This window comes from Salinibius halmophilus, assembly GCF_003577475.1.
Classification (GTDB): Bacteria; Pseudomonadota; Gammaproteobacteria; order Pseudomonadales; family Natronospirillaceae; genus Salinibius; species Salinibius halmophilus.
Genome location: NZ_QPEP01000015.1, coordinates 20328 through 33063 on the forward strand (window position 1 = coordinate 20328; position 12736 = coordinate 33063).

The window sequence follows — 12736 nt, forward strand, 5'->3', positions numbered from 1 at the left end:
CATCGCTTAACAACACGCAAGCAAAGGATGACGTCATGACTACTGTATCAAAACCATTAGAAGGCATAGTACTTAGCGAAAGTTTGGACGATAAAACCTCAGGTCTACTAGACTCAGAAACCTCAAAAACAGATAAGCCGGATAAGTATTTCGACTACTCCGCGCCAGCTACTTACAAAATAATCGTCGCTACCGGCAATAGTAATTCTCGGTCAGGTACTGATTCTACTGTTATGATCCGCTTGTTTGGCCCAAACGGTCATACTAGTCAAGTGCGCCTAAACGACCCTGATCGAGATGATTTCGAAAGAAATACAATTAATGGATTTGTACACTCGTCATATCAAGGAGACCTTGGCGCTAATATCGGTGCCCCATACGCTATTCAAATAGACCTCACAAATAATAGAGACAAGTGGGAACTACTATATATCAAAGTAGAATATACTTGTGGAAACTTTACTAGAGAGTCAATGTTTCGCTACAACGGCTGGTTCGCGGATGCTGGTGAAGAGGGCGTAGGTGCAGGCGGCCGTTGGTCGGATGCCATATTCGTCGATGGTATGCAGAATCCTGGAAGTCTAATTACAATCAAACCAGAAGTGAGCTCTGCTTGGTTAGTTGTAGATAATCGAGGTTCCGACTTACCTTACGAAGAGCGTAAAAAGAAAACCATCTCTGTATCTGATAGGCGCCTCTTTTCATCAAAAAAAACCAGTAGCAATACAATAGAATACTCACTTGCAGTGACTAAGTCTGGTGGTTTTTTTGGTCCGAATTATGAAATGGCCATAAAGAATAGCCATACAGAATCTATCGAGAAGCTAACTTCTAACGAAACCAGCATGGAAATATCAACAGAATACAACATAGAAACTACTGTTCCAGCCAGAACCCTTTATTTCAGTAAAATAAGACTACTTGCTGAAATAGATAATGCATCGCACTATGAAAATGGCGGCGATATTGTGCAAGCAATTCCTGAACAATCGCTCTCAAAAATGCTAAATGGTACAGACCAATCCGTATATAATAAAAGTTATAAAAACGGGGACGCCATTCCAGATGCTTTAAAGAGAGTATATGAACTCACCTTGGGCATGCCTTTCAAGCAAGAAATAGAATAGCATCTGCATTATTTATAAGCACAATAGCATAGCCATACATATTCTGTGTTTTACTATGTATGGCTATCTTCGAGTTACTGGCTCGCTTTGGCAAACTGCTCGCTTACATAGTCCCAGTTCACTACTTTCCACCAGTCTTCTACGTAGGCAGGTCGTTGGTTTTGATGTTTTAAGTAATAGGCGTGCTCCCACACATCACAAGCCAAAATAGGCGTGCCCTGTATCTGAGCAACATCCATCAAGGGGTTGTCTTGGTTCGCTGTTGTCGAAATCGCCAACTCGCCTTGTTTAGTCACCAAAAGCCAGGCAAAGCCAGAACCAAAGTGGCCTACGGCTGCTTGGGTGAATTCATTTTTAAATGCTTCCATCGAGCCGTATTGCTGATTAATCGCGCTAAGCAAAGCATCACTCGGCTGGGTGTGTGTTGCAGGGGTCATGCTGTGCCAGTACACAATATGGTTGTAGTAACCACCACCGTGGTTGCGTACGGCTGGCGAGTATTGCGATACGTTTTTCAGAATCTCGGTGAGCGGGGCGCTAGCTAAGTCAGTGCCCTCTATGGCGGCAATAAACTTGTCGTAGTAGGTTTTGTGGTGCTTTAAGTGGTGAATGCGCATGGTTTGCTCATCTATTGCGGGCTCAAGCGCATCATAGGCGTAAGGAAGGTCATCGAAGTGGTGAATCATATCAGGCTCCTATTAGTGTTGTTCTAATAACTGCTCTGCGGATCTCTGCTGGCGGGGGTTGGGCCGAACGGTTCGGCCCAAACTGACAGGTAGTGGAGGCTTTGCAGGGCCTTGATATACCAGCCAGGTTTTTGGCTGCTTCCCATCCTTGGGTAAACCCATATCCCTATTGGTCAGCGCAAAATCGGTTAGGTGCGCGAGGCTTGGTAGATAGGTTCAATGGTACGTGCCAGCGCTGCGTTAAAATCATCTTGTGGTTGGTCGGCATACAGCTCGTCGGTTAGCACACGCGAGAAGCTTGCAATCACTCCTTTGTTCACCGCTAATCGAGCATTGGCCTGCTCAAGCGGGAAGCCACCAGATAGCGCTACCACTTTTACAACGTTTTTATGGGCTATGGCGTCGGCATAAAGATTCGTTTCTTCCGGCAAAGACACCTTAATCATCACTAGCTGGTTGTCTTCTAGCTTGTTTAGTTCAGCTAGCAGCTCGCGCTTTAGAATGGCCTCGGCTTCGGCTTTTTCAGGGCTATTAATATCCACTTCTGGCTCTAGAATTGGCACCAAGCCTGCGGCAATAATCTGCTTACCAATCTCAAATTGCTGTGCGACCACGGCTTTAATACCGGCCTCATTAGCTTCCCATATCACGGCGCGCATTTTTGTGCCGAATACATCCATGGCTTTTGCGGCAGCTAGCAGCTCGTTTAGGCCTGGGATTGGCTTCATCAGCTGCACGCCGTTGGCTTTATCCTCTAACCCTTTGTCACACTTCAAGAATGGCACTACGCCCTTTTCTTCCCAGAGGTATTTCGACGACGGCTTGCCTTCAATTTCTCTATGCAACGTGTCTTCAAATAAAATTGCCCCAAGCACTTTGTCGCCATGAAAGGCTGGGCTAGTAATAATGCGCGAGCGCATCGCGTGAACCTGAGCAAACATTTCTTCGTCGTTGCTGTAAGCACTTTCATCTACGCCATAAGCTTTTAAGGCTTTGGGTGTGCTACCACCACTTTGGTCGAGTGCGGCAATAAAACCTTCTTGGGTGCGAAACTTCGCAAGTTGCCGTTCGAATGTGTTCATACTCTCATTCCTAATCACCATAACATTTAACGTAATGATATTTATTATCATCTAATTTATCAAGAATGATTTTCATTACTGAAAAGCGCGCCAACCAATCAAGGTTGCACGCGCTTTTAAATTAGCTGTCGAGAAAGACCAGAAGCTACGGAATCACGTACCAGAACACCGCAGCGAAGTGACAGAAGCTACCTACTAATACAAAGGTGTGGAAAATTGCGTGGCCGAATGGAATGGCCTTAATGCTGTAGAAAATGGCCCCTACGGTGTAGGCAATACCACCCCACAACAACCACATTAAGCCGCCAAACTCTAGGTTGTCCATCAGTGGCTTGGCAGCGCCAATAACTACCCAGCCCATGCCAACGTACATGGCCGTTGAGAGCTTGTCGAACTTACCGGTGAAGAATAACTTTAAAATCACACCAGCAACGGCCAAGACCCACACAATGCCAAAAATCACCCAGCCAACTGTGCCATTAAGGGTTACCAGCGTGAATGGCGTGTAGGTACCGGCAATTAGTACATAAATGGCCGCGTGATCGAGCACCCGCAACCTAGCCCTTGCCTGTGGTTGCTGCACGGCATGGTAGAGCGTAGAAGCTGTGTAGAGAATAATTAAGCTGGCACCAAAAATGGCACTGCCAACAACGTGCCAAGCATCCCCATAAAAAGCCGACCAAACTACCATCAACACCAATGCTGCAACGCTTAGTAGCGCACCAACACCATGGGTAATGATGTTAACCAACTCTTCACCGAATGAATAAAATTTACCTTGCTGAGACATACTGTACTCCTGATTTACCTGCACAGTGTAACGTTTTCGCCTGAACCTTGTGCAATTTTTGACCTTACTGCAACCCATATCTATGACAGTTGCATGAAGCACCTGGGTATTATTGGCATTAATTCATAAGTTGGCAGCAATGGTGCCATACCAATGAATAGAATTACTCGAGCGCGGCTAGTGCTAAGGCCCAACCTTTGGTATAGATGGTAACAAACTACCCGCTTGGATGAGTCGAATGAAGTTTGTTGTAGCGACACTTAGCGCAGTGACCCTAAGTTATGCACAGGCGCAGTCATTACCAGAACAAATTACCCTAGCCGCAACCGACTGGTGCCCGTTTACCTGTGCTGCGGCACAAAACGGAAAAGTGGAAACCAAGCTGCGCCGTTATTTTTCTCGTTTGGGGGTTACGCTTACAGTTGAATACTACCCTTGGGTACGTGCTGTTACGCTAGCCGAACAAGGCGACCTAGATGGGGTGGTCACACTATCAGAGGGCGAGTCGGACGTACTGGTGCATGGCGACGTGCCTATTCACTATTATCAAGACTGCTTCTACACCCGCCAAGAGAGCGACTGGCAATATCACAATATCAACGACCTGACTGACATGAAACTAGGGTCAGTGGATGGCTACAGTTATAGTCGTGAAATCGATTCATATATTCGCGACTACCCAAGAAACGGCGCCCAAATTTCTGGGGTAAACACCGTGCCTCGCCTAATGGGTATGCTTGAAAGTGGTAATGTTGATGCAATCATTGCCGAAAAGAGTATCGCTCAGCTATGGCTTCCAACCTACAAAATACAGCAAAGCACATGTTTAACAGAGCAACCGCTGTACGTAGCGTTTAACCCAAACCGCACCTGGGTTAACCTCGCCATTGAGGGCATTGAGAGCCAGCTTGGCTACAGTAAACGCTAACTTGTGCCCTTTAATTTACGGCTCCAGCGCTGCTTAGCATAGCGGCGCAAGTCCGACACACTATCCGACTCGTCTATGATCTCTTGCCCTAGTACAGTTTCCAGAATGTCTTCCAGCGTTACTATTCCCAGCCAAGTGCCTAAGCTGTCGTACACCACACAAATGTGCTGGCGTCCACGAAGCATTTCGCCCAGCAAATAGTCGATGTTGGTTTCGTCTTTTACTGTTAGCGCATCGTGACATACTTCGCGCAAGGCGCGCTGGCCATCCACAGAGCTCAAATCACCTTTATGAATGTACCCCACACACAAGCCATCTTCGCCAATTAGAGGGAAGCGTGAAAAGGGTAGTGATTTTGACCAATCAAAAAATTCATTTACCGGCATATCTGGGTGCGCCACACGGCTCACAGTGCGTGGCGTCATAATGTCTTTGGCTTTAATTTCGTGCAGATACAGCGTGTTAACAATAATCTTGCGTTCTTCTTCGTCGATCACATGTTGATCGCGGCCAATCGCAGCCAGCGCACTGATTTCAGCCCGCACATCGTTTTCATGTTCATTGGCACCAATGCGGCGGGTAATAAACTGCGACAACCATAAAAACGGCGCGAATACCCACATCATTACCCCTAGCGTGCTAGGTAGATATGGCGCCAGCGATCGCCAATAAACCGCGCCTATGGTTTTAGGAATAATTTCCGACAGAATCAAAATTAGCAGCGTCATCACCGCCGACGCCACGCCCAACCACGCTTCGCCAAATAGCACAGCTACTTGCGCACCCACCCCGGTAGCCCCTGCGGTATGGGCAATGGTATTAAGCGTTAATATGGCCGACAACGGGTCATCAATCTTGTCTTTAAGCTTGCGCAAACGCTCCGACAACACTGGGTTCTCGGCATGCAAAGATCGAATATAACTTGGCGTAATCGATAGCAACGCCGCTTCTAAAATAGAGCAAAGAAATGAAAAACCGATTGAAATGGCTGCAAAAAGCAGTAACAGCGTCATAACGCCCCTTCGTTGTGCAATGGTTCAATTAAGTGTAAGAGAAACGTATCACCCCACACAATGATTTTTCAGCGCTTGCCAGTGCAGCTTGCCAACAGCTCATGTTACAACTGTGGCAACAAAAAATAGGAGCCAACATGAGCTATCAACAGCTAACTGATCACTTTCGCAGCATGTACCGCTTGGGTCACTTTGGTGCCATAGGGCACTGGGACAATGCCGCCATGATGCCCGAAGGTGGCGCAACAGCGCGCAGCAATGCCCTAACCGAGCTAGAAGGCCTATTACACCAAATGGCCACCGACCCTCGCCTACCCGGTTGGATTGGTGCAGCCAAAAAAGAAAACCTGGACACGCACCAAACGCGCAACCTAGCACTCATTGAACGTAGCTATTTGGCTGCCAACTGTTTAGACAAACAATTTGTAGAGGCTCAGATGCAAGCCGGCATGGCCTGCGAACATGCTTGGCGCACTCAGCGCGGCAACAACGATTGGCAAGGGTTTAAAGCCAACTTTGAGAAAGTAGTCACCCTAAGCCGCGAAGAGGCAAAACGCCGTGGCGAAGCAACAGGCGAAGACCCTTATAACGCCATGCTCGACCTTTACGAGCCAGGCCTCAAGCGCGACGCCATCGACAGCATTTTTGCTAACCTAAAAACCTGGCTACCAGAAACCATTCAGCAAGTGGTTGCCAAGCAAGCACAAGAAACGGTTATTGAACCAACTGGGCCATTCCCAGTTGCCAAACAAAAACAGCTGGCTGAAAAAGTCATGGCAGCTATGGGTTTCGACTTCGAAGGTGGGCGAGTGGATGAGTCGGCGCACCCATTTTGCGGGGGGGTACCCGAAGATGTGCGCATGACCACGCGCTACGATGAAAACGACTTTCTCTCGGGCTTATTAGGCATTATTCACGAAACAGGACACGCCTGCTACGAGCAAAACCTACCGCGCGACCCAGAAGGCCAACCAATTAATGAAGCGCTGGGCATGGCGATGCACGAAGGCCAAAGCCTAAGCTTTGAAATGCAAATTGCGCGCACACCAGAGTTCTGCGACTGGCTAGCACCGCTGCTCAACGAAACCTTTGGCGCACAGCCAGCATTTGAAGCCAATAACCTGTATAAGCTATTTACTCGCGTGGCCCCAGGTAAAATAAGGGTCGATGCCGACGAAGTGACATACCCAATGCACGTTATTTTGCGCTACGAGATTGAAACGGCATTAATCGATGGCAACATCGAGATCGACGATATTCCAGGCCTGTGGCAAGAGAAAATGCAGCAGTACTTAGGCTTAGATTTAACCGGCGACTACAAAGACGGCTGTATGCAGGATGTGCACTGGACAGATGGCGCTTTTGGCTATTTCCCAACGTACACGCTGGGGGCAATGACCGCTGCGCAACTCATTAATACGCTTCGCACACAACATCCAGAAGCCATAGACGCCATTCGCTTGGGCGATTTTACTGGCGTGTATGCATTCTTGCGTGAGCGCGTTTGGCAACATGGCTCGGCCAAAACAGGTGACCAGCTAATGACTAATGCAACCGGCGAGCCGCTCAACCCAGAACAGTTCCGCCAGCACATTTATAAGCGCTACCTTTAAAGTAACGCCAAATATGCAATATGTCGCTCAGCATCTGGGCGGCTATTGCTCGCTTGGTAGCTTGGCCTCTCGCCGCACCGCATAGAACTCGCCGCCATCACCATTGGTAGCACGCCAACTACCTTGCATGGCATTTGATTCATTCCAGTTCGCTTCAATGGTTACCGAGGCCTGAATAACCACATCATTACCCGCCACCGACCAAGTGCCTTTTAGCGCCTGACCATAATTGTTTTGCTCAACCACATCACCACGCACATCTGAACCACTAAAGCTAAACGTGCCTGCATCCCAAGTATTACCGTAGGTATCCACCAGCTGATAACGCCACAGATCATTAAGTGGCGCCCGATAATAGTTTTCTGGTGTGGCACAACCTGCCGCTAATAAGGCAAGCAATAACACAGCAAGGTATCTCATAGTTCGCTCCTTTAACTTTTTAGCAGAATAGTTCAAGAACAGGAGGCTAGTTGAAAAAGCTGGTCTAGGCTTAGGAATGCACAACTTATTTTGGTGTTTACAATGAGCATTCGAATCAAGCTTATTCTTGTTATTGGCTTAATGGCTGCATTTTCTATTGTCATTACCGTTTACATTAACGCAACGCAAGCGATTCGCCTCTCTAGTTCAGCAGTCAACGAACAGGTTAACAGCCAGCTTGTAAGTAACCTTGATGCTAAAGCAAGTGAGCTCGAACGCTATTTTACCAACCTAGCAAACTCTATGGTGTTGATTGGTAATGGCGAGACGATGGAAACAGCCTCGGCCCTTTTTTCCGATGCCGTTAAACGCCTAGAAGGTTTTCCCGTATCCGCCGAAATGAACGACTCGTTGGCGAGTTACTACCAAAACGATTTTGGCAACAAATATCTAGGCTTAGTTGTCGACCCGACCATCAGCCCGAGCGACCTTCTTGCCCCAATTGACGATACTGCTCGTTATTTGCAGTACCACTATATTAGCAACAATGAGTTTCCACTGGGCAGTAAAGAGCAACTAAGCAAAGCAGCAGATGGCAGCAGGTACTCAGACATCCACAACCGCTTCCACCCAGAGTTTCGAGCCATCTTGGACCACTATGGTTTGTATGACCTGTTTTTGGTCGATGGGAAAACTAGCCGTATTAACTATTCAGTTTACAAAGAACTAGATTACATGACGCGCTTAAATGGCGGCCCATATCAAAACTCTGGCATTGCGCGAGCTTACAACCAAGCGCTAACACTAGAAATAGGGGAGTTTTACTTTGACGACTTTGCCCCCTACACCCCAAGTTATGAAGCGCCAGCGGCGTTTATTGCCACCCCCATTCTCGACTACTACGGCGACAAACATGTACTCATTGCGCAGATGCCAATTGAGCGCCTAAGTGACGTAACCACTTATAGTCAACAGTGGCAAGACAAAGGCCTTGGCCAAACTGGTGAGATCTACCTAGTTGGCCAAGACGGCTACCCACGCAGTGAGTTGCGCCCCTTGCTTGAAGATGTTCGAGCCTTCGCTAGTCAGTTAAACAACGCTGGCTACAACAGAGAAACGATTAATTCAATTGTCGAGTCTGGGTCTTCCATTGGTCGTCTTAGCATAAATACCGATGCAGCAAAACTAGGGTTATCTGGCAAAACTGGCACAACTCAGGCGCACAACTATATTGGGCGCGACTCCCTTGCCGCCTATCAGCCCATCAATGCCATGGGGCAGCAATGGGCGCTGTTGGCAGAAATAGCGCTTAATGAAGCAAATGCACCCATATTGCAGCTTGAAAGCAGGCTGCGCTGGCAATCAATCATTGTTGGCGCATTGTGCACGCTGATTGCGCTAGGGGTAGCTTGGTACTTCTCGCGCCAGCTTTCAGGGCCCCTTATTGGTGCCACGGATAAAATTAGAGCCATTAGCAAACAGCTAGATCTTAGCATCCGCTTGGATGGCAAAGCTGATCGCAAAGATGAAATAGGTAAAATGACCAAAGCCATTAATCACTTGCTCACAGTGATTCAAGAAACACTACAACACGCAAACACGCTATCTGGAACAGTGAATCACCGATCAGAAGAACTGTTAAAGCTCGCTGAGCGAGTGTCACTGAATAATAATCAACAAAGCGACGCAACGGCCAAGTCGTCAGAGTATGTCGACAGTGTCGACAGTGCTACCAAGCAGTTAACCGAGCTCGCTAGCCAGTCACGCGTCCAAAGTGACGAAGCGATACAAATTTCTAAAACCGGCCTTGCCGATTTAACTAGCACAACAGAAATTAGCGACGAACTAGCAAGCAGCACGCGCAGCACGCAAAACAACATCAAGGCATTAGCCAAGAAAGTAGATTCAGTGAATAAAGTAGCTCGACTCATCGACGACATTGCCGAGCAAACAAACTTACTTGCGCTCAATGCGGCCATCGAAGCTGCTCGTGCTGGTGAGCAAGGCCGTGGATTCGCGGTGGTTGCCGACGAGGTGAGAGCCCTTGCAAGTAAAACTCAAACCGCCACGGCAGATATTCGAAACACGATAAGCGAGTTACAGAACGAAGCAAATACATCTGCAGACTCAATGAATAGCGCAGCCGAATTAGTAGAGCGCTCACGACAAAGCATTGAAGCTACTCAAGGCAAGTTCAATGAATTGTTAAGTGCATTAAATGCAATGGAAGAAATTGCCACAAAAGTTGAAACAGGTGCGAAAGCGCAGCAGGCAGCATCTGGCGAACTTAACGAACAGGTCCTAAGTATTGCTAGTCTGGCTGCTGAGAGTGAAAAAAGTGCAGAGCAGGTTAGCGAATATAGCAAGCAGCTCGCTTTTGAATCGGGCACATTAAAAGAAGAAATCAGCCGCTTCAAGGTTTAGAGGCCTTACTTGGCTGCTGGCTGTGTTACCAAAATATTTTTCAGAGGCGTTAGCATAAGTCGCTCAGTGAACTGAAGAGCAAAATTGCTCGACAACACGGTTACTATTCCAAGAGCGAGAAATGCCATAAGAATAAGGTTAAGCCCCCAATGCAATGCGGCGATAGCGCTAAACAAACCATAATAAACAAGCAGCTTTATCAATACACCATGCCACAAATAGATAAACAGGCTTGCCCTACCTGCATTCGACCAGGCGTTCGGCTGTGACGAAACCAGGCAAAACAAAGATAGCGCCAGCACAAATGCAATAAAGTAGTACTCAGCGCGGACCAACAAAGCCGAAAAGCCATCTTGATTCAGCGCTTGGTATGAAAAACTGCCATACAAAAAGTGATGTGGTTCCTGAGCAAACACAACCAAGTAGCTTGCTGTTAGTACGGCGCTAACGAACGCCAAATACTTCACCCATTGCTTTGGCTCAACGGCGAAGAAGCTGGGCGATAGCAAATAGCCCGCAACAAAAAATGGCAGGAAATAGAAGGTTCTAGCCACGCCAAAGAAGTAACCAATGTTATTCGCGTAACCAGCTAGCAAACCCAGTGCAATAGAAAATAACAATGGAAAACGCAGTTGCAGAATTAACGGCAGCAGCAAACGCCAAAAGAACAGGCTTAACAAAAACCACAACAGCCAGTACGGCTGAAACTGCCGTGTGTAGTGGCTTACTTTTCCGTGCATGAAATACTCAAGCAACTCGTAAACAACCGTAAAAGCCAAAAACGGCACAATAATGGTAACAACTACCTTACTCAGCTGTTTGCCGCACAAAATATCCTTCGATAGCACGCCACACAGCATGGCAAACGCTGGCATATGAAAGGCATAAATTACCTTATAAAGCGTTGCTAGTTCCGCCTGCCGACCAATCAGCGGCTCAATTAAGTGCCCTAGAACAACCAAGAAGATTAGAACCAGCTTGGCGTTATCAATCTTCGCTAAATTTCCCTGTGCCATAGCCCACACCTGTTTTTTTACAAAGCTAACAAACGCAAGCTGACATAAACCTGACAGAGGTTGAGCCGACCCAAACCGGGACACGCACTGTTTACGACAAAACCAGCGACAAAACCAGGACACGCACTGTTTACTATCCACCCCCTTAGCTGATTAAAAGGCAACGACAGCCACATCCTTGTGGCTTGGCAGAATCATTCTGCTTTTAGGAAATCTCCCACTTCAAGCACAATAAACTCGTTATCGTCGACGCGGCCTTGCTGGCGCCCTACCGAGAATGGGAAGTTATTGTCATTGGCAACAACAATATGGTTCTCATCAATGCGATCAACGTTTTCGATGGTGACAAATGGGAAGGTATATAGGCCATTGTTCGACCCACGCGGGGCAACATTGTTAGGGTCTTGAATGGCTAGTAAGTCGATAAAGGCAATTTTGCGCAGCACGCCATTTTCGTCTGTGTCGCGCAAATCAACCAAATAGATTCGCTTAAAGCGAGCAGGATTATTGCTCCACCCTTCGCGCGCATCACCTTGGCCGCTGTCGCGCTCAATGATGAGCGCGCGATGTTCGTCGATCATATTGAAGTCACCAATGGCATGACTGGCCACCGCTAGCGGATAAAAACGCACCTTGTCGTGAAACCGCTTATTTACCGTATCGTATTCGAACATACGCAACACTGGCTGGCCGTTGATTGTTTCGCTGCTGTTTGATGCTGCATCAAATATTGGCTTTTCCAACAGTGGGTAAAGCATGCGTCCATCTTGCGACACTGCCATACCTTCGTAACCACCAGAGCGCATCGCAGAAAGCTCAGCTTGCATTTGGCCGGGGTTGGCAATGCGTTCAAACGCATTGTCTGGAGATCGATACAGCTGGCCATTTACCTCTGTTGCCACAACCGCTTGTACTACACCCTCTTTGTTAATATGAATTAACCAAGGGCCAAATTCATCACCAATAACATAACCACCGGCAACGGGTTGAATCGACTCAAGGTCAAAATCGGCGCCCGTTAAATAACGTGTAGCCGAGGTTTCGCTAATAATTGGGAAGGGCACCAGTTTGTTTGGATCGCGGATGAATGTTGTGTTTAAGCGCTCAATAGTGCCGCCTTCCCAGTTGGCCCGAACTTCATGGAACATCAGCATGGCGTCGGGAGAGTTAGCTTTGCTGCCAAAGCCATTATCGGTTAGCACTAGGAAGCGGTCGCTGCCAAGCGAGCGAATGCCCGAAAAGCCCTGCACCGGCTGCCCCAAAAATGGGCGTGCGATACCTGTGTTGCTGTCGACAATATTATAAAGCGCTTCCACTCGCTCACCGGCCGTGAAGCGTCCAGAGTGCTGAAAATAATCGGGTGCATCATTGGGCGGTGCAATTAACGTTGCAGCTGGTAATTGTGCATGGTGAACCAAGGTGGCAGGGAACTGCTGAGCGAGAGAAGCAGTGCTTGCGGCAACCGCCGCCATCATAACCAAACGTTTGAACATTTTGCTTTCCTTATCGTTGATTTAAACAATGCAAACGCGAGCCTAAGCACGCAATGTGATAAAGAAATGGCGAAAAAACGACCAATGGGTGACGACCAAATAGAGTGAGACAGCGCAAGCAAAACGAGGACACGCACCGTTGAT

Annotated in this window: 11 protein-coding genes; 4 read left to right on the top strand and 7 right to left on the bottom strand. The window is 47.8% G+C overall.

All coding sequences use genetic code 11. The features are described from left to right. Window positions 1-35 precede the first annotated feature (35 nt). Entirely contained in the window at window positions 36-1127 is a 1092-nt protein-coding gene (locus DUW71_RS15760; RefSeq protein ID WP_119396237.1) for a PLAT/LH2 domain-containing protein, read from the top strand. A 74-nt stretch (window positions 1128-1201) separates the two neighbouring features. Here DUW71_RS15760 and DUW71_RS15765 read toward each other — a convergent pair whose 3' ends face one another. The 3 genes from DUW71_RS15765 to trhA all read right to left on the bottom strand — a co-directional run bounded on the left by DUW71_RS15765 (window position 1202) and on the right by trhA (window position 3685). Beyond that, on the bottom strand, window positions 1202-1813 hold the full coding sequence (locus DUW71_RS15765) for a superoxide dismutase (protein ID WP_119396238.1): 612 nt from the start codon (window positions 1811-1813) through the stop codon (window positions 1202-1204). A gap of 188 nt (window positions 1814-2001) precedes the next feature. Further along, window positions 2002-2895 (bottom strand): fructose bisphosphate aldolase, encoded by an 894-nt coding sequence (locus DUW71_RS15770; protein ID WP_119396239.1) that lies wholly within the window; start codon window positions 2893-2895, stop codon window positions 2002-2004. Window positions 2896-3040: 145 nt separating this feature from the next. Next, on the bottom strand, window positions 3041-3685 hold the full coding sequence (gene trhA, locus DUW71_RS15775) for a PAQR family membrane homeostasis protein TrhA (RefSeq protein ID WP_119396240.1): 645 nt from the start codon (window positions 3683-3685) through the stop codon (window positions 3041-3043). Window positions 3686-3923: 238 nt separating this feature from the next. On the opposite strand from trhA, the gene DUW71_RS15780 reads away from it, so the two are divergent. Next, window positions 3924-4613, top strand: a complete 690-nt coding sequence (locus tag DUW71_RS15780) for a substrate-binding periplasmic protein (protein ID WP_158584184.1) — start codon at window positions 3924-3926, stop codon at window positions 4611-4613. Here the strand turns inward: DUW71_RS15780 and DUW71_RS15785 are convergent. After that, entirely contained in the window at window positions 4610-5626 is a 1017-nt protein-coding gene (locus DUW71_RS15785; RefSeq protein WP_119396242.1) for a CNNM domain-containing protein, read from the bottom strand. The two genes, DUW71_RS15780 and DUW71_RS15785, sit on opposite strands and share 4 nt — an antisense overlap. A 137-nt stretch (window positions 5627-5763) precedes the next feature. Between DUW71_RS15785 and DUW71_RS15790 the strand changes: the two genes are divergently transcribed. Continuing rightward, the gene (locus DUW71_RS15790; protein ID WP_199671251.1) at window positions 5764-7239 is read left to right on the top strand and encodes a carboxypeptidase M32; all 1476 of its coding nucleotides are present in this window, start codon (window positions 5764-5766) and stop codon (window positions 7237-7239) included. Between the two features lie 42 nt (window positions 7240-7281). On the opposite strand, the gene DUW71_RS15795 is transcribed toward DUW71_RS15790, so the two are convergent. Beyond that, window positions 7282-7659, bottom strand: a complete 378-nt coding sequence (locus tag DUW71_RS15795; RefSeq protein ID WP_119396244.1) for a hypothetical protein — start codon at window positions 7657-7659, stop codon at window positions 7282-7284. A gap of 102 nt (window positions 7660-7761) precedes the next feature. Here DUW71_RS15795 and DUW71_RS15800 point away from each other — a divergent pair, with 102 nt between their 5' ends. Further along, the gene (locus tag DUW71_RS15800) at window positions 7762-10083 is read left to right on the top strand and encodes a methyl-accepting chemotaxis protein (protein ID WP_119396245.1); all 2322 of its coding nucleotides are present in this window, start codon (window positions 7762-7764) and stop codon (window positions 10081-10083) included. A 5-nt stretch (window positions 10084-10088) separates the two neighbouring features. On the opposite strand, the gene DUW71_RS15805 is transcribed toward DUW71_RS15800, so the two are convergent. Continuing rightward, window positions 10089-11099, bottom strand: a complete 1011-nt coding sequence (locus tag DUW71_RS15805; protein ID WP_119396246.1) for an acyltransferase family protein — start codon at window positions 11097-11099, stop codon at window positions 10089-10091. Between the two features lie 194 nt (window positions 11100-11293). Beyond that, window positions 11294-12592, bottom strand: coding sequence for an esterase-like activity of phytase family protein (locus DUW71_RS15810; protein WP_119396247.1), 1299 nt, complete (start codon window positions 12590-12592; stop codon window positions 11294-11296). Window positions 12593-12736 lie beyond the last annotated feature (144 nt).

What these genes read in the sequence shown, in the direction of transcription:
- trhA (WP_119396240.1), bottom strand. Translation starts at nt 3,685, where the DNA reads ATGTCTCAGCAAGGTAAATTTTATTCATTCGGTGAAGAGTTGGTTAAC.
- DUW71_RS15790 (WP_199671251.1), top strand. Translation starts at nt 5,764, where the DNA reads ATGAGCTATCAACAGCTAACTGATCACTTTCGCAGCATGTACCGCTTG.
- DUW71_RS15780 (WP_158584184.1), top strand. Translation starts at nt 3,924, where the DNA reads ATGAAGTTTGTTGTAGCGACACTTAGCGCAGTGACCCTAAGTTATGCA.
- DUW71_RS15765 (WP_119396238.1), bottom strand. Translation starts at nt 1,813, where the DNA reads ATGATTCACCACTTCGATGACCTTCCTTACGCCTATGATGCGCTTGAG.
- DUW71_RS15785 (WP_119396242.1), bottom strand. Translation starts at nt 5,626, where the DNA reads ATGACGCTGTTACTGCTTTTTGCAGCCATTTCAATCGGTTTTTCATTT.
- DUW71_RS15760 (WP_119396237.1), top strand. Translation starts at nt 36, where the DNA reads ATGACTACTGTATCAAAACCATTAGAAGGCATAGTACTTAGCGAAAGT.
- DUW71_RS15805 (WP_119396246.1), bottom strand. Translation starts at nt 11,099, where the DNA reads ATGGCACAGGGAAATTTAGCGAAGATTGATAACGCCAAGCTGGTTCTA.
- DUW71_RS15770 (WP_119396239.1), bottom strand. Translation starts at nt 2,895, where the DNA reads ATGAACACATTCGAACGGCAACTTGCGAAGTTTCGCACCCAAGAAGGT.
- DUW71_RS15800 (WP_119396245.1), top strand. Translation starts at nt 7,762, where the DNA reads ATGAGCATTCGAATCAAGCTTATTCTTGTTATTGGCTTAATGGCTGCA.
- DUW71_RS15795 (WP_119396244.1), bottom strand. Translation starts at nt 7,659, where the DNA reads ATGAGATACCTTGCTGTGTTATTGCTTGCCTTATTAGCGGCAGGTTGT.
- DUW71_RS15810 (WP_119396247.1), bottom strand. Translation starts at nt 12,592, where the DNA reads ATGTTCAAACGTTTGGTTATGATGGCGGCGGTTGCCGCAAGCACTGCT.